The following is a 15,788-nucleotide window of genomic DNA, read 5'->3' as shown; positions in this document are numbered from 1 at the left end:
TTTGCCGTCAGCCGCCGGAATAGGGGGCGAACCGGGAGCGATTGGGATCCGGGCGCAGCTCTCGCCCGGTGGTGGGAAAGGCGCGCTGCGGGCAGGACGGGCGGTCGCAGACCTTGCAGCCAGCACCGATCGGGGTGGCGAGCGCGGGGTTTCTCAGATCCAGCCCGTGGGCATAGACCAGCCGATCCGCATGGGCCAGATCGCAGCCCAGCGCCACGGCGAAGCGTTTTACCGGCGCGCCATAGCCGCCTGCGCCGTGGCTCACCGTGCGCGCCACCCACAGGTAGGACCGCCCGTCGGGCATCTGCGCCACCTGCGTCAGCACCTCGCCCGGGCGCGAGAAGGCCTCGTAGACGTTCCACAGCGGGCAGGAGCCGCCGATCCGCGAGAAATGGAAATCGGTCGCCGATTGCCGCTTCGAGATATTGCCCGCGCGGTCGACCCGGATGAAGAAGAAGGGCACGCCACGCGCCTGCGGCCGTTGCAGCGTCGAGAGCCGGTGGCAGGTGGTCTCGAACCCCACGCCGAAGCGGCGGGCCAGAAGTTCGATATCATAGCGCTCGGCCTCCGCCGCCTCGAGAAAGGCGCCATAGGGCAGAATCACTGCGCCGGCGAAGTAATTCGCAAGCCCGATCCGCAAGAGGTCGCGCGCCCCGGCGCTGTCCATCGGCGCCTCGGCCGCGAGCCGGTCGATCTCCTCCCCCTGTTCGAGAAAGGCCAGTTGCGTCGCCATCTGGAAGGCCCGCTGCCCCGGCGAGAGACGAGCCGACAAGGTCAAGAGCCGCGCGCCCGGATCGAAGCGGCGCAGCGCCGCCGCCCCGTCCTCCGACGTCACCCGGATACCGTGGCGCCCAGCCAGCCGGTCGGCCAGCCCCTCGGCCATCCGTCCCGGGCGCAGACCCCGGCCAATGGCCTCGCCCGCCTCGTCGAGCGAGGGGATATAGTTGCGATGGGTGTAGAAGTAGTCGCGCACCGCCTCGAAGGGGGCGAGGGTGGTGCCCAGCTCTCCGGTGATGCGGCCGGTGATCAGGTCGATCTGCTCGGCCGCCTCGCGCAGACGCGTCTGCATGGCGATGATGGCACGGGCGACATTGGGCATGTTGGCCGCGATCTCGCGCACCTCGGCCAGGGCGGCACCGGCGCCCTGATCGGCGAGTGCGGCGCGCAGGTCGGGGATCAGCCGCGCCTCCTCGGCTTCCGAGAACATCTGCACGTCAAGGCCGAAGACCGCGTTCAGCTTCAGCAGCACCGGCACGGTCAGCGGCCGCTGATTGCGTTCCATCTGGTTGAGATAGCTGGGCGACAGCCCCAGCGCCCGGGCCAGCGCCGCCTGGCTCATCCCCCGCTCCTCGCGCAGGCGGCGCAGCCGCACCCCCATGAAGGCTTTTTTCATGACCGACCCCTTCGCAATATTTGCAAACTCCACAAGCATCATTCGCAAATCTATTCATTTTCAGTAGTTTATATCATGTCCCCCATTGTGGAAACCTCTGCCTTGCCAATCTTGCGAATGGCCCGAGGACACGAGGCAGACGATGACCGACCTTCCAGACCATGATCCCGTGACCGTGACGGTCGAGATGATCTTTCCCGATCAGGCCAACCATTACGGCACGCTGTTCGGCGGCAACGGCCTGTCGCTGATGGCCAAGGCGGCCTTTGTCGCCGCCAGCCGGCGGGCGCGCGGGCCGGTGGTTCTGGCCAGCGCCGCGCGCGGCAATTTCCCCGCCCCTGTCCGGGTCGGAGAGCTGCTGGAGTTGAGCGCAAGGGTCACCCGGGTCGGGCGTGCCTCGCTCTCCGTCGCGGTGGAGGGGATGGCGGAGGAGATCGCCACCGGCCAGCGCCGCGCGGTGCTCTCGGGCACGTTCGAGATGGTGGCGGTGGATGCGGCCGGACGGCCGCGCGCCATCGTGGCAGAGGATTTCAGAAAGGAAGAAACAGCATGAAGACGCATGAAATGCGGACCTATCGCTCCGCCGAACATCTGGCGCGCGAAAACCAACTGGCCTGGAAGATCGCCGAGGTGGCGGCCGATCCGGTGGCGGTCGAGGCCGATGTGGTCGAGATGATCGTCAACCGGGTGATCGACAATGCCGCGGTCGCTGCGGCGTCGGTCGCGCGCCGGCCGGTGGCCTCGGCCCGGGCGCAGGCGCTGTGCCACCCCTATGCCCCGGGCGCCACGGTCTTCGGCGTGGCCGCGGACACCCGGGTCAGCCCCGAATGGGCGGCCTGGGCGAACGGCACGGCGGTGCGCGAGCTTGATTTCCACGACACATTTCTGGCCGCCGAATACTCGCACCCGGGCGACAACATCCCGCCGATCCTGGCGGTCGCGCAGCATTGCGGGCTGTCGGGGGCGGACCTCATCCGCGGTCTTGCCACCGGCTACGAGATCCAGGTCGACCTGGTGAAGGGGATCTGCCTGCACGAGCACAAGATCGACCACATCGCCCATCTCGGCCCCTCGGCGGCGGCCGGCATCGGCACCGCGCTGAACCTGCCCGTCGAGGTGATTTATCAGGCGATCCAGCAGGCGCTGCACGTCACCACCACCACGCGGCAAAGCCGCAAGGGCGAGATTTCCAGCTGGAAGGCCTATGCCCCCGCCTTCGCCGGCAAGATGGCGATCGAGGCGGTCGACCGGGTGATGCGCGGCGAGGGCGCGCCGAGCCCCGCCTGGGAGGGCGAGGACGGCTTCATCGCCTGGATGCTCGGGGGACCCGAGGCGGTCTATCACGTGCCGCTGCCCGAGACGGGCGAGACGAAGCGCGCGATCCTCGACACCTATACCAAGGAGCATTCGGCCGAATACCAGTCGCAGGCGCTGATCGACCTGGCGCGGCGGATGGGGCCGAAGATCGGCGATCTCTCCAAGGTGAAATCCATCCTGATCGAGACCTCGCACCACACCCACAACGTCATCGGCACCGGCGCGAACGACCCGCAGAAGATGGACCCGACGGCCTCGCGCGAGACGCTCGACCATTCGATCATGTACATCTTCGCCGTGGCGCTGGAGGACGGCGGCTGGCACCATGTTGCAAGCTACACGCCCGAGCGCGCGCAGCGGCCCTCGACGGTGGCGCTGTGGCACAAGATCTCGACCGCCGAGGACCCGGAATGGACGCGCCGCTATCATGCCCGCGACCCGAAGGAGAAGGCCTTTGGCGGGCGGGTCACGGTGACGCTCGACGACGGCTCGAAGATCGTCGACGAACTCGCGCTCGCCGATGCGCACCCGGACGGCGCGCGCCCCTTCGTGCGCAGCAATTACATCCACAAGTTCCTGACCCTGTCCGAGGGCGTGCTGAGCGCGGCCGAGCAGAGGCGTTTCCTCGAGGCAGCCGAGGGGCTGGCAGAGCTGAAGCCGGGCGATCTCGGCCAGCTCAATTTCGCGGTGGAGGCCGACCGGCTCGGCGCGGCCCGGCCCCATGGCATCTTCGACTGGAGGGCGAAATGAGCGGCGAGGTGAGAAAGCCGAAGAAGTCGGTGGCGCTCTCGGGCGTGGTGGCGGGCAATACCGCGCTGTGCTCGGTCGGTCAAAGCGGCAACGATCTGCATTACCGCGGCTATGACATCCTCGATATCGCCGAGACCTGCGAGTACGAGGAAATCGCGCATCTGCTCATTCACGGCAGCCTGCCGACCGAGGCGGAACTGACGGCCTACAAGGCGAAGCTGCGCGCGTTGCGCGGCCTGCCGCAGGCGGTGCGCGCGACGCTCGAGGCGATCCCGGCTGCCGCGCATCCGATGGACGTGCTGCGCTCGGGCGTCTCGGCGATGGGCTGCGCGCTGCCCGAGGCCGCCGATCACAACACGCCGGGCGCGCGCGACATCGCCGACCGGCTGATCGCGGCGCAGGGCTCGATGCTGCTCTACTGGTATCACTTCGCGCAGAACGGGCGGCGGATCGAGGTCGAGACCGGGGACGAGTCCATCGCCGGCCATTTCCTGCACCTGCTGCATGGCGGACCGCCCACGCCCGAGCATGTGCGGGCGATGCACACCACGCTGATCCTTTACGCCGAGCACGAGTTCAACGCCTCGACCTTCACCGCGCGCACGATCGCGGGGACGGGGTCGGACGTCTATTCGGCGGTGGCGGGCGCGATCGGTGCGCTGCGCGGGCCGAAGCACGGTGGCGCGAACGAGGTCGCCTTCGAGATCCAGAAGCGCTACCCGAGCCCCGACGCGGCCGAGGCCGACATCCGCGCCCGCGTCGCGGAGAAGGAGGTGGTGATCGGCTTCGGTCACCCGGTCTATACCGTGGCCGACCCGCGCAACGTCGTCATCAAGCGCGTCGCGCGCAGGCTGGCCGAGGAGGCCGGCTCGATGAAGATGTTCTCGGTCGCCGAGCGGATCGAACAGGTGATGTGGGAGGCGAAGGCGATGTTTCCGAACCTCGACTGGTATTCGGCCGTCTCCTATCACCTGCTGGGCGTGCCGACGGCGATGTTCACGCCAATCTTCGTCATCGCCCGCACCGCGGGCTGGGGCGCGCATGTGGTCGAGCAGCGGCTCGACAACAAGATCATCCGCCCCTCGGCCAACTATACCGGCCCCGAGGACCGCAAATTCCTGCCGATCGCGCAGCGCGGCGGCCTGCTGACCGCCTATCCGGAGTGAGACCATGCCCTATCTGATCGCAGACGACCTGCCCGGCGACAGCGCCGGGCGCCGCTTCCGCCGTGCGCTCGATGCCCCCGGCATCCTGCGCCTGCCGGGCGCGCACAACGGCCAGGCTGCCTTGCAGGCGAAGGCCGCGGGATTTGACGCGCTCTACCTTTCGGGGGCGGCGATGACCGCCTCGATGGGGCTGCCCGACCTTGGCATCATCACCGTCGACGAGGTCGCCTTCTTCATCCGACAGATCGCGCGGGCCTCGGGGCTGCCGCTTCTCGTCGATGGCGACACCGGCTATGGCGAGGCGCTGAACGTCATGCATATGGTGCGTGTCTTCGAGGAGGCCGGCGCCGGCGCCGTGCATCTGGAAGATCAGCTCTTGCCGAAGAAATGCGGCCATCTGAACGACAAGAAGCTGGCCGCCGCCGCCGACATGGCGGCGAAGGTGGCGGCGGCGGCGCGGGCGGGGCGCGATCTCGTCATCATCGCGCGCACCGATGCGGCGGCCTCCGAAGGGCTCGAGGGGGCGATCGCGCGCGCGAAGCTTTACGTCGAGGCGGGGGCGGACGCGATCTTCCCCGAGGCGCTGACCTCGGTCGAGATGTTCCGCGAGGTCCGTGCCGCGCTGCCCGGGGTGAAGCTGCTCGCCAACATGACCGAGTTCGGCCGCACGCCGGCGCTGAGCGCGGCCGAGTTCGAGGCGCTCGGCTATGATATGGTGATCTGGCCGGTGTCCTCGCTGCGGGTCGCGAACAGGGCACAGGAGCGGCTTTATGCGGCGATCGCCCGCGATGGCGCGACCACCGCGATGATCGCCGAGATGCAGACCCGGCAGGAGCTTTACGACACCATCGGGCTCACTGCCTTCGAGGCGCTCGACCGCAGCATCGCGGCCTCGGTCGCGCCTGACTGGAACGCCTGAACGATTAAGGGTGGGCCCGAACCAGGGCCCACCCCGACGGCGAGTCTTGCGCTGCTCTCAACGCATCTCGAACAATTCCTGATGGAAGCGGCTGCCCACGTCCAACCCCTGCAGAGCGAAATCCGCGCTCAGGCTCTTGCCGAAACCGCTCGGCCCGCAGAACCACAGGCTGGCCTCGCGCCAATCCGGCACCGCCTCGCGGATGCGTTCTCCGCCCAGGCGGCCATCACGGGCGTTGATCAGCAGGTGCAGGCGCACATTCGCGGCACGGGCATCCGTGGCGATACGTTCCAATGCCTCGTCGTCGACCTCGGAGGTCGAATGGAACAGGTCGATCTGCGGCCGCGGCGCATTCGGATCGGCATCCGCCAATTCCTTCAGCCGGGCGAGGAAGGGGGTAATGCCGATACCGGCCCCGACCCAGATCTGGCGCGGCAGCCCATCGTCGAAGGTGAAACAGCCATAGGGGCCTTCAACCGTTACCTTCTGGCCGATCTTCAGCCGGTCGGCCAACCCGGTGGTGTGATCGCCCAACTCCTTGGTGACGAAGGTGATCTTCGGATCGGAGGGCACCCAGGCAGAGGCGATGGTATAGGGATGCGCCCCTTCCAGCGGGTTCGAGGTGACGAAGGCGAACTGCCCGGCCTTGTGCCCCTGCCAGCCCGGCGCCAGGCGAATCTCGGTCCTGAGCGAGCGCACCCCGGCGAATTTGTTCAGCGCAACGATCTCGCCCGGCACCCGCCGGCTGTGGCCGATCATCCCGAATACCGACAACACCGCCGCATAGCTACCGGCCAGCATCAGCACCGCCATCAGCACTCCGAGCGGGGTGAGCCACATGTCATATTCGATCAGAATCACCGCGTGGAACACCAGCACGAGATAGACCAGCGGCACCAGGCGGTGGCTATAGCGGAACAGGCGATAGGGGATCAGCTTGACCAGCGCGATGACCAGCAGAATCACCACCGCATAAAAGGCCCATTCGCCCAACCCCTCGGCCGTGCCGCGCCAGGAGTTGAGATAGGCCCGCACCGGATCGGTGATCTCCGGGCGCGGGCCACGCGCGGGCCGCGCCAGCAGCCCGGCCCCCACCGCCCATTTCGGCGCCTCGGACCAGAGCCAGTGAAACACCGCCAGGCCAAGCGCCCCGATCCCCAGCCACTTGTGGAACCGATACATCTTGTCCAGCCCGCCCAGACGCCGCTCGGGCCAGCGCGGACGCAACGCCAGGATCATCGCGACGCTCATCGCCGCCATGGCAACGGTTCCGGACCATTGCATGACGAACTGGCGCAACGCGAAGATCCCCGAAGCGGTCAGAATATCCGGGTTCAAAACCAGCCAGAGCGCGGCTATCCCCGCCCAGAACCCCCAAAACAGGTACAAATTCGTTCGCGTCATACTCTCGTCTTTCTCGTTTACCCCAAGGGCGCGTGTGGCGATGGCTTCACACAAGAAGGCCGCGCAAGTCGCGCGACCTCCTTTTATACGTCAGCGCCCGGAAGTTTCGTCGGATCATAGGGCATTTTTTCCACCACCCCGATGGGCAATTGCACCTCGACCATCAGGCCGCCGTCTGATCCCGGCACCGGCGAGACCAGGCGTAGCCCCCCACCCGTCCTTTCGGCGATGGTTGCCACAATGGCCAGACCCAGACCGCTGCCGCCGCCCTGCGCGCCCCCCCGTTCAAAGCGCTGCACCAGCCGCCCCAGCACTTCGGGCGGCACCACCGGGCAGGCGTTGACGACGCTCAGCCGGCCGTCACCGCCCAGCGCCACCTGCACCGGCGTTCCGGGCAGGCCGTGACGCAGCGCGTTGTCGATCAGGTTGCGCAGGATGATGCCGAAGGCGTCGAGGTCGAGATCGGACAGAACCGGCGTCTCGGGCAGGGTCAGCTCCAGCCGCCCGGGCTGCAGATCGCGGCCCAGATCGGCGGCGATCATCCGCAACACTGGCCGCAGATCACTGGCATGGTCGGCGCGCAGACGGCCACCTTCGGCCCGGGCCATCTGCATCAGCCGTTCAGACACCCGGGTCAGCCGTTTCAGCGTCGCCTCGATCTCGGCCGCTCGGCGCCGCGCCGCGGGGTCCTGGGTTTCCACACCGATCCGCTGCGCCTGGGCAATCGCCCCGGCCAGGGGCGTCCTGAGCTCGTGCGCGGCATTGGCGGCAAAGCTGCGCTCGGCCTCGAAGGCGGACTTGAGCCGGGCGAGCAGATCGTTCAGCGTCTCGGCCAGCGGCGTGATCTCCGCCGGCAGGGCCGCGGTCGGCAGCGGCGACAGATCGCGCACGCCCCGGGCCGCCAGCGCGCCCCGGAATCGGCGCAACGAGGCAAAGCTTGCCCGCACCGCCAGCGCCACGGCGATCAAGGCCACCGGAATGACCAGCACCAGCGGCACGCCCAGCCCCATCTGCACCTCGCGCGCCACGGCGGCGCGATGCGCCAGCGGCGTGGCGACGGTGATGCGGATGCTGCCCTGAAGCGCCGCGTCGTTATACAGCCGGTGCGTCGCCGTCTGCCGGAACCCCGGCCCGTCATAGGCGGGAAAGACCGCGGGATCGGCGGTGTGGGATTGCAGCAGGATACGGCCCTGATCGTCGCGGACGATATAGGTGAAGAATTCGTCATGCGCGCGGATCGCGCCAAGCCGCTGGGTCACGCCTTCGTCCTCGCGCGCGACGATCTCGGTGGCGGCCAGCGGCAGCAGGCGCTGTGCGGTCTCCTGCAGACTGGCATCAAAGACCGCGTCCATTTCGCGCCGCACCACCAGCGCGGTCACCGAGGCGGCGGCCAGCCACAGGATCGTCAACACCAGCCCGATGCCGATGGCCAGCCGGGCCTGAAGACTGCGCGGCCCCCTCATCCCGCCCCCAGCCGATACCCCAGGCCGCGCTCGGTCTCGATCACCCCGGCGCCCAGTTTCTTGCGCAGCCGGCTGACATGGACTTCGATGGTGTTGCTTTCCACTTCGGAACCGAAGGCATAGAGCTTGTCTTCAAGCTGCGCCTTGGACAGCAATTGCCCCGGCCGCTGCAGAAAGGCCTCGAACAGCGCCCATTCCCGCGCGGTCAGCGTCACCGGCCGGCCCTCGCGCAGGACCGAGCGCGCGGCCAGATCGACCTCGAGCACGCCATGGGTTATGATCGGGTTGGGGTTGCCGGCATAGCGTCGCGCCACCGATCCGATGCGCGCCGAAAGCTCGGCCAGATCGAAGGGTTTGACCATATAGTCGTCGGCACCGGCATTCAGCCCCTCGATCCGGTCGCTGATCTGGTCGAGCGCGGTCAGGATGATCACCGGGGTCACGTCCCCCCTGGCCCGCAGCGCCCTGAGAAAGGGAATGCCGCGCCCGTCCGGCAGCATGAGGTCGAGCAGGATCAGATCATAGCCGGTGCCAAGAAGCGCCTCGGTCGCGGTGTCGAGCCGGGTCACCCAATCAACCGACTGGCCGTCGCCGGCGATCTGATCACGCACGGCGGCGCCCAGAACGGTATCATCCTCGATCAGCAGAATGCGCATGCGCCCCCCGGGTCTTTCCTGTTTCCCATGCCCCTAGGCGATCAATCTGACAGCAAGCTGACCTCTGCAACAGTGTCTCTTCAGGATATCGTCAGCTTCGGCTGCGATATATCATGCGAACATCGCCGCTGGACGGAGCATGCCACATGAAGAAATCGCTGGTCATCATTTCCTTCGCCGCCGTGACCGCCCTGACCGGCGCCGCCCGGGCCGAAGACGACTGCTATGTCCCCATGGCCGACTGGCAGCCGCGGGCGGCCGTGGCACAATTGGCCGAAAGCAAGGGATGGACCGTGCGCCGCATCAAGATTGATGACGGCTGTTACGAGATCAAGGGCCAGGATGCCGACGGTCGCCGGATCGAGGTCAAGCTGGATCCGGCCACGCTCGACGTGCTGGAGATCGAGTATGAGGATGAAGAGCATCGGTATCGCGACCGCGATCATGATCGCAGGAAAGACGAGTGATCCGCGTTTCCTGACGTCAGGCTGACGCAAAAACCCTGCGGCCGTCAGGAAAACCTCAGGCTGCAGGTGCACATCGGGGCGATCGGATGACAAGGAGACCCGACATGAAAAAGACCCTCGCCCTGCTTGCCACCTCGACAGCGCTGGCTGCCGTGATCGCCCTGCCAGCCCTGAGCGAAACCCGCCGCCCCAGTGAAGAGAAGGGGGTTTTCGCCGCTCTCTTCGGGGAAGACGGCGAGGGGCTTCGCCTGTGGTTCGTCAGCGATGACGACGATGACGAAAAAGAGCGCGGCCATTCCCGCAAGGACCGTGACGACGATGACGACGATGACGACGATGATGATGACGATGACGGCGCCCGTGGCGGCATGAACCCGGCCCCCGCCGGAACCAGCGCACCGCCGAAAAACGGACTGTTCGGCAGCGGCGCAGCGCCGCAGGTCCAGGTCAATTGACAATCAGTGGCCTGACAGACCCACAAAACGCTGCGACGATATCAGCGAGCCGTCAGGTCAGACTGACATAGTCGCGGCGACCCGCCATCCACCTTTGAAAGGCAGACAGCATGAAACCCCTTCTGACCACCCTCGCCCTGACCACCGCGCTGACCGCTCCGGCGATCGCGCTGGCCCGGCCGGTGACCTTCACCACCAACATGACGAATTACGGCGGCGACGGCGCCTATCTGGCCTATTACGTCACCGACGCCTCGGGCGCCTATGTCGGCAGCCTGTGGATGGCCGGCGGCAAGTCGAAGTATTACAAGCACCTCAGCGACTGGTATCGCGCCACCGGTGGCAATGCCGCCGAGATCAATGGCATCACCGGCGCCAGCGTCGGCGCCGGACGGCAGCTTGAGATCACGCTCGACCTGGCGGATGCGCTGTTCGACGCGGGCTATACCCTGCATATCGACGCCGCGGTCGAGGACATGCGCGAGAGCCCCAATGAAATCGCCGTGCCGCTGACCGCAGCGGGCGCCGGCAACGCCGTCAAGGGCCGCCGCTATATCGCCGATTTCACCTATAAATACTGACCGGAGGCCCACGATGCTCCGCTTTGTTCACCGCTGGCCCGGCCTGCTGGCCGCGCTTTTGCTGTCGCTGCTGGCGCTGAGTGGCGCAACGCTCTCCGTCTTTCCGGCGGCGGAGCGTCTGGCCGCGCCGCAGACGGTGAGCGGTCAGAGCGTCGCTGATCTGGCCAGCCGGATTCAGGCGGCCTATCCCGGCGTGGAACAAATCCGGCGGGCGCCTTCGGGGCAGATCACCGCCTATTGGTTCGACAATGGCCAGCCCGGTGCGGCGGTGATCGACCCGGCCACCGGCCAGGCGGCGGGATCGGCCGACCCCAATCAGACCCTGCGCTGGCTGACCAACCTGCACCGATCGCTGTTTCTGGGCGATGGCGGCCGGCTGACCATGGCGGCGGGTGCGGCGATGATGCTGGTTCTGTGCCTTTCCGGCGCGCTGCTGGTGGTGCGGCGGACGGGGGGCTGGCGGCGCTGGTTCACCCGGCTGCGCGGCCCGCTGGCCGGGCGGCTGCATGTCGAGATCGCCCGCATCGCCCTGCCGGCGCTGCTGCTCTCCTCGATCACCGCGCTGTGGATGACCGCCTCGACCTTCGGTCTGCTGCCCGAGGGCGACACCACCCCCGCCTTTCCGGCGGCGGTGAGCGGCCAGACCGACGCGCCCCTGCGCGACATGCCCCTGCTGGCCGAGACGCCGGTGTCCGAGCTGCGCGATCTGTCCTTTCCCTATGCGGGCGATGCCACCGACGTCTTCACCCTGACCACTGCGCAGGGCAGCGGATACATCGACCAGGGCACCGGCGCGATGCTGGCCTGGGCCGAGCCGAGCGGTTGGCAGCGGGCCTATGAGACCATCTATATGCTGCACACCGGTCAGGGGGCGGTGCTGCTGGGGCTGCTCTTGGGGCTGATGGCGCTTGGCGTGCCGACGATGGCGGTGACCGGGGTGATCCTCTGGCTGGCCGGTCGACGCGGGCGGCCGCGGATGCGCCACAACGCGGCGCCGGGGCGGGCCGACACGGTGATTCTGGTCGGCTCGGAAAGCGGCACCACCTGGGGCTTTGCCGCCACCCTGCAGGCGGCGCTGAGCGCTCAGGGTCACAGCGTCCATGTCGCGCCGATGTCGTCTTTCGTGCCGGACCGCTATGCCCGGGCGCAACGGCTGCTGATCCTCGCCGCCACCTATGGCGAGGGCGCCGCGCCGGGAACGGCCAAGGGGTTTCTCGACCGGCTGGAGCGGTTGCCGGCGCGGCCCGGCGTGCCGTTGGCCGTCCTGGGCTTCGGCGATCGCAGCTTTCCCACCTTCTGCGCCTTTGCCGAGCAGGTGGTTGACACCGCCCGCGCCCGCGGTTGGGAGGAACTGGTCCCCTATGACACGGTAGACCGCCAGTCGTCGCAGGATTTCGCCCGCTGGGGCCGCGCCCTTGGCGCCGCGCTGGGGCTGGATCTGGAACTGGCGCATGTGCCGGTGATCCCGGCGAGCCTGCCGCTCACCCTGATCTCGCGCCGCGACTATGGCGCCGAGGTGCAGGCCCCCACCGCCATCCTGCGCTTTGCCCTGCCGCCCCGGTCGCTCTGGTGCCGGCTGAGCGGGCGCGGCTTCGGCCGCTTCGCTCCGGGCGATCTGCTGGGCGTGCTGCCCGAGGGCTCCGAGGTGGCGCGCTTCTATTCGCTGGCCTCCGGCTGCCGCGACGATTTCGTCGAGATCGCGGTAAAGAAACACCCCGGCGGGCTCTGCTCGGCGCAACTGATGGCGCTGCAGCCGGGCGACAGCATCCAGGCCTTCATCCGCCGCAATCCGGATTTCCGGCCCGGCCCGGGCAGGGCGCCGCTGATCCTGATCGGCGCCGGCACCGGGGTGGCGCCGCTGGCGGGCTTCCTGCGCGGCAATGCCCGGCACCGGCCTGCATATCTGATCTTCGGCCTGCGGCATCCGGACAGCGATTTCCTCTATCGCGAGGAATTCGCCACCTGGCAGCAGGACGGTCGCCTGACCCGGCTGCTGCCGGCGGTGTCGCGCGGCGATGCGCCCGCCTATGTGCAGGACGTGGTGCGCCGCGAGGGGCCAGAGCTGGCCCGGCTGATCCGCGACGGCGCCCGGGTGCTGGTCTGCGGCGGACGCGAGATGGCCAGCGGCGTCACCACCGCTTTGGCCGAGGTTCTGGCGCCATTTGGCACCACACCGGCCGATCTGAAGGCAGAGGGGCGCTATGTCGAAGATGTCTACTGAAACCCGCCAGGCGCTGAACGGCCCCACCATGGGCACCCGCTGGTCGGCGCTGTTCTTCGCGGCTGATGCCTTTGATCCCGTCCCGGTGCGGGCCGCCCTGCAGGCCGCCGTGGATCGGGTCGATGCCCAGATGTCGCTGTGGAAACCCGACAGCGATCTGGTGCGGCTGAACGCGGCATCGGTGGCGGAATGGGTCGCAGTGCCGGCCGAGCTGATGCAGGTGCTGCAACTGGGGCTGCAGATCGGTGCCGCCTCGGACGGGGCCTTCGATCTGGGGCTCGGCGATGCGGTCGCCGCCTGGGGCTTCGGCCCCGAGGCCGCCGACCCCGCCCGCATCCGCGCCGCCTTGCAGGCGGACCGGCGGCCGGCGCATGAGATCCTCACGCTCGACCCCGCCGGCGGGCGGGTCCGCAAGGAGGCACCACTGCGAATCGACCTGAATGGGATCGCCAAGGGTTTCGGCGTCGATCAACTGGCCGAGGCGCTGCACGGCCAGGGGATCGCGGCGGGGCTGGTCGGCATCGACGGCGAGATGCGCGCGCTGGGGCTGCGCCCCGACGGCCGGCCCTGGACCGTTGCGATCGAGGCGCCCGAACACAACCGCCGCAGCCCGCAGTCGATGCTGGCGCTGGAGGAGGCCGCCGTCGCCACCTCGGGCGACTATCGCCATTGGGTCGAGGTCGGCGGCCGGCGGCTGTCGCATACGATGGACCCGCACCGGGGCGCGCCATTGCAGGCGCCACCGGCCTCGGTCACCGTGGTGGCACGCCGCTGCGCCGAGGCCGATGCCTGGACCACCGCGCTGATGGTGCTGGGCGCTGAGCGGGGCGCCGCACTGGCCCGGCAGATGGGGCTGAGCGCGCTGTTTCTGTCGCGGGACGCCGATGGCATCACCCCCGTCGGTGTCGGCCCACTTTTCGGTGAACCGCCAGCATAGACTCTGATACACCCGTCCCCGACGCCTCTCTTTTTCCCACAATTCAGCCAGAAGGATCGCGCCGATGAGCCGCCTCAGCCATTCCGAAAATCACATGGTCCACCGTATCGGGTGGCTGCGCGCCGCCGTGCTGGGCGCCAATGACGGCCTTGTGTCGACCTCGAGCCTTGTGGTCGGTGTCGCCGCCGCCGGCACCGGTGCGGCCGAGGTTATGCTGGCGGGCCTCGCCGGTCTGGTCGCCGGCGCGATGTCGATGGCAGCCGGCGAATATGTCTCTGTCAGCTCGCAAGCCGATGCGGAACAGGCCGACATGGCCCGTGAGCGGCGCGAGCTGGAGGAGATGCCCGAGGCCGAGCTGGAAGAGCTGACGATGATCTATGTCGCCCGCGGCCTCGACCGCGAGCTGGCCGAGCAAGTGGCGCATCAACTGACCGAACGCGACGCGCTTGGTGCCCATGCGCGCGACGAGCTGGGGATTTCCGAGACCATCGCCACCAATCCGATCCAGGCGGCACTGGTGTCTGCGCTGACCTTCTCGGTGGGCGCGGTGGTGCCGCTGATCGTGGCGATCCTGGCACCGCCCATGCAGATTTCGCTGATCGTCGCGATGGCCACTCTGCTGGCGCTGGCGGTTCTGGGCGGGCTTGGCGCCTCGGCCGGGGGGGCCGGAATGGTGCGCGGCGCGATTCGCGTCACCTTCTGGGGGGCGCTGGCCATGGCCGCCACCGCGCTGGTCGGGACGCTGTTCGGCGTCGCGGTCTGAGCCGCGGCTCAAGCCGGGAAAATCCGCACCTTCACGTCGCGGGGCGGCGCGTAATAGGGGGCGGATGTGACCAGGATATCGGCGCCGGCGCCGGCATAGGCGCCGGCATTCGCGGGAGTGATGCCACCGGCCGCCGCCAGCAGGGGGCGCGGCGTCATCGCGGCCAGCGCCGCAGCGATCTCGCCGATCTCCCCGGGGCTGGCCTTGTCGACCTGGACGATCTCAGCCCCGGCGCGAGCAAAGGCGATCGCCTCCGCCGCCCCCTCGGCCTCGACCGCGACGCGCCGTTCGGGGGAATGGGCGCGCAGGCGGGCCAGATGATCGGCCAGCGGTACCGCAGGGTCGAGCAGCGTCCGGTGCTCTTCGAAAACCAGAACGAAATCCGACAGGCTGAGCCGATGCGGCACCGCGCCGCCGGCCTCGATCGCGCGCAGCGCGGCGCGCTTGATCCCCGGCATGTGCTTGCGGGTGCAGGCAACCCGGCAGGCGGGATTGGCGGCGCGGGCCGCCTCGACCATGCTGCGCGCGGCGGTGGCGATCCCGGACAAGAGCTCCATCAGGGTCTGCGCCATCTTATAGCTGCGGTGGATCGCCTGCGCCGGCCCCTCGACCGCAAGCAATTGCGTGCCCGCCTCGGCGCGTTGGCCGCTGGCCACCAGCACCTGCGCCGTGGCGCCGGACAGCTCGAACATCCGGGCCGCCTCCTCTGCCGCGCAGACCACCATGTCCTGGCGCGTCGTCAAGGTCGCTCGCGCGGCGACCTCCGCGATGCCAAGCCCCTCTGTCGTCGGGTCGGAATAGGGGCAGTCATCATGCAGGATCTGCAGCAGGGCGCTATCGCTCAGTCGGGACATGCGGTTTTCCATTCGATATATTCAAACAAACATATCGAATGAGACCAACCCGCGGGTCAAGCCCGACCTCTCGAACCCGCGGACTGCGACAGTCTGCGACGCCAACGAGCGCCGACCTTCACGTCAATTCGATCTCGAGCATCACGCCCGACAGTGTCTTGCCATGGCGATCGAGCCTGAGCGATCGGGTCACACCACCGCCCAGCGCCTGGCGCAGCACGAAGTTCAGCGCCCCGATCGACGGCACCTCGTAGCGTTCGACCTCGCCCAGAACGATGCCCGCGAAATGGGCTTTCACCACATCGGCAGACAGGCGGTCGCGCAGGAAATCGAAGTCTGCCGGATCGTAGACGATCACCGAAATGCAGGAATCATTGCCCTTGTCGCCGGCCCTGGAATGCGCAATTTCACGCAGTTTCATTCTGTCTCCTGATGCTTCGAT

General features: G+C 68.2%; 16 protein-coding genes. 10 read left to right on the top strand and 6 right to left on the bottom strand.

Going from position 1 to position 15,788, the window contains the following annotated elements:
- Nucleotides 1-7: 7 nt before the first annotated feature.
- A complete protein-coding gene (locus ACN0V4_RS08250; RefSeq protein WP_417674917.1) occupies nt 8-1,393 on the bottom strand; it encodes a short-chain fatty acyl-CoA regulator family protein in 1,386 nt (461 codons plus the stop codon).
- Nucleotides 1,394-1,535: 142 nt separating this feature from the next.
- On the opposite strand from ACN0V4_RS08250, the gene ACN0V4_RS08245 reads away from it, so the two are divergent.
- The 4 genes from ACN0V4_RS08245 to prpB are packed head-to-tail and all read left to right on the top strand — an operon-like array spanning nt 1,536 to nt 5,545.
- A complete protein-coding gene (locus ACN0V4_RS08245; RefSeq protein ID WP_417674915.1) occupies nt 1,536-1,946 on the top strand; it encodes an acyl-CoA thioesterase in 411 nt (136 codons plus the stop codon).
- Entirely contained in the window at nt 1,943-3,460 is a 1,518-nt protein-coding gene (locus tag ACN0V4_RS08240) for an MmgE/PrpD family protein (RefSeq protein ID WP_417674913.1), read from the top strand. The genes ACN0V4_RS08245 and ACN0V4_RS08240 overlap by 4 nt, the downstream gene beginning before the upstream one ends.
- The gene (gene prpC, locus ACN0V4_RS08235; RefSeq protein ID WP_417674911.1) at nt 3,457-4,626 is read left to right on the top strand and encodes a bifunctional 2-methylcitrate synthase/citrate synthase; all 1,170 of its coding nucleotides are present in this window, start codon (nt 3,457-3,459) and stop codon (nt 4,624-4,626) included. Before ACN0V4_RS08240 ends, prpC begins: the two co-directional genes overlap by 4 nt.
- Nucleotides 4,627-4,630: 4 nt before the next feature.
- A complete protein-coding gene (gene prpB / locus ACN0V4_RS08230) occupies nt 4,631-5,545 on the top strand; it encodes a methylisocitrate lyase (RefSeq protein WP_417674909.1) in 915 nt (304 codons plus the stop codon).
- Between the two features lie 57 nt (nt 5,546-5,602).
- On the opposite strand, the gene ACN0V4_RS08225 is transcribed toward prpB, so the two are convergent.
- The 3 genes from ACN0V4_RS08225 to ACN0V4_RS08215 all read right to left on the bottom strand — a co-directional run bounded on the left by ACN0V4_RS08225 (nt 5,603) and on the right by ACN0V4_RS08215 (nt 9,068).
- A complete protein-coding gene (locus ACN0V4_RS08225; protein ID WP_417674907.1) occupies nt 5,603-6,949 on the bottom strand; it encodes a ferric reductase-like transmembrane domain-containing protein in 1,347 nt (448 codons plus the stop codon).
- A gap of 83 nt (nt 6,950-7,032) precedes the next feature.
- Nucleotides 7,033-8,412 carry an ATP-binding protein gene (locus ACN0V4_RS08220; protein ID WP_417674905.1) on the bottom strand — a complete coding sequence of 460 codons (1,380 nt, stop codon included), beginning with the start codon at nt 8,410-8,412 and terminating at the stop codon, nt 7,033-7,035.
- On the bottom strand, nt 8,409-9,068 hold the full coding sequence (locus tag ACN0V4_RS08215) for a response regulator transcription factor (protein ID WP_417674903.1): 660 nt from the start codon (nt 9,066-9,068) through the stop codon (nt 8,409-8,411). Before ACN0V4_RS08215 ends, ACN0V4_RS08220 begins: the two co-directional genes overlap by 4 nt.
- Before the next feature lie 146 nt (nt 9,069-9,214).
- Here ACN0V4_RS08215 and ACN0V4_RS08210 point away from each other — a divergent pair, with 146 nt between their 5' ends.
- The 6 genes from ACN0V4_RS08210 (at nt 9,215) to ACN0V4_RS08185 (ending at nt 14,492) form a co-directional block, all read left to right on the top strand.
- On the top strand, nt 9,215-9,535 hold the full coding sequence (locus ACN0V4_RS08210; RefSeq protein ID WP_417674901.1) for a PepSY domain-containing protein: 321 nt from the start codon (nt 9,215-9,217) through the stop codon (nt 9,533-9,535).
- 104 nt (nt 9,536-9,639) lie between these two features.
- Nucleotides 9,640-9,990, top strand: a complete 351-nt coding sequence (locus tag ACN0V4_RS08205) for a hypothetical protein (RefSeq protein ID WP_417674899.1) — start codon at nt 9,640-9,642, stop codon at nt 9,988-9,990.
- Nucleotides 9,991-10,100: 110 nt separating this feature from the next.
- Nucleotides 10,101-10,571, top strand: coding sequence for a DUF2271 domain-containing protein (locus ACN0V4_RS08200; protein ID WP_417674897.1), 471 nt, complete (start codon nt 10,101-10,103; stop codon nt 10,569-10,571).
- A 13-nt stretch (nt 10,572-10,584) separates the two neighbouring features.
- On the top strand, nt 10,585-12,792 hold the full coding sequence (locus tag ACN0V4_RS08195) for a PepSY domain-containing protein (protein ID WP_417674895.1): 2,208 nt from the start codon (nt 10,585-10,587) through the stop codon (nt 12,790-12,792).
- Nucleotides 12,773-13,729, top strand: coding sequence for an FAD:protein FMN transferase (locus tag ACN0V4_RS08190; protein WP_417674893.1), 957 nt, complete (start codon nt 12,773-12,775; stop codon nt 13,727-13,729). The genes ACN0V4_RS08195 and ACN0V4_RS08190 overlap by 20 nt, the downstream gene beginning before the upstream one ends.
- Before the next feature lie 64 nt (nt 13,730-13,793).
- Nucleotides 13,794-14,492, top strand: coding sequence for a VIT1/CCC1 transporter family protein (locus tag ACN0V4_RS08185; protein WP_417674891.1), 699 nt, complete (start codon nt 13,794-13,796; stop codon nt 14,490-14,492).
- Nucleotides 14,493-14,500: 8 nt separating this feature from the next.
- On the opposite strand, the gene modD is transcribed toward ACN0V4_RS08185, so the two are convergent.
- Both modD and ACN0V4_RS08175 read right to left on the bottom strand, forming a co-directional pair.
- Nucleotides 14,501-15,346 (bottom strand): ModD protein, encoded by an 846-nt coding sequence (modD, locus tag ACN0V4_RS08180; protein WP_417674889.1) that lies wholly within the window; start codon nt 15,344-15,346, stop codon nt 14,501-14,503.
- A 118-nt stretch (nt 15,347-15,464) separates the two neighbouring features.
- Nucleotides 15,465-15,767 carry a hypothetical protein gene (locus ACN0V4_RS08175; RefSeq protein WP_417674887.1) on the bottom strand — a complete coding sequence of 101 codons (303 nt, stop codon included), beginning with the start codon at nt 15,765-15,767 and terminating at the stop codon, nt 15,465-15,467.
- Nucleotides 15,768-15,788 lie beyond the last annotated feature (21 nt).

It is taken from the genome of Pseudodonghicola sp. (assembly GCF_048268305.1).
In the GTDB taxonomy this organism is placed as follows: Bacteria; Pseudomonadota; Alphaproteobacteria; order Rhodobacterales; family Rhodobacteraceae; genus Pseudodonghicola.
Note: the sequence above shows the minus strand (reverse complement) of the source record. Positions and strands in the feature narration are given on the sequence as shown.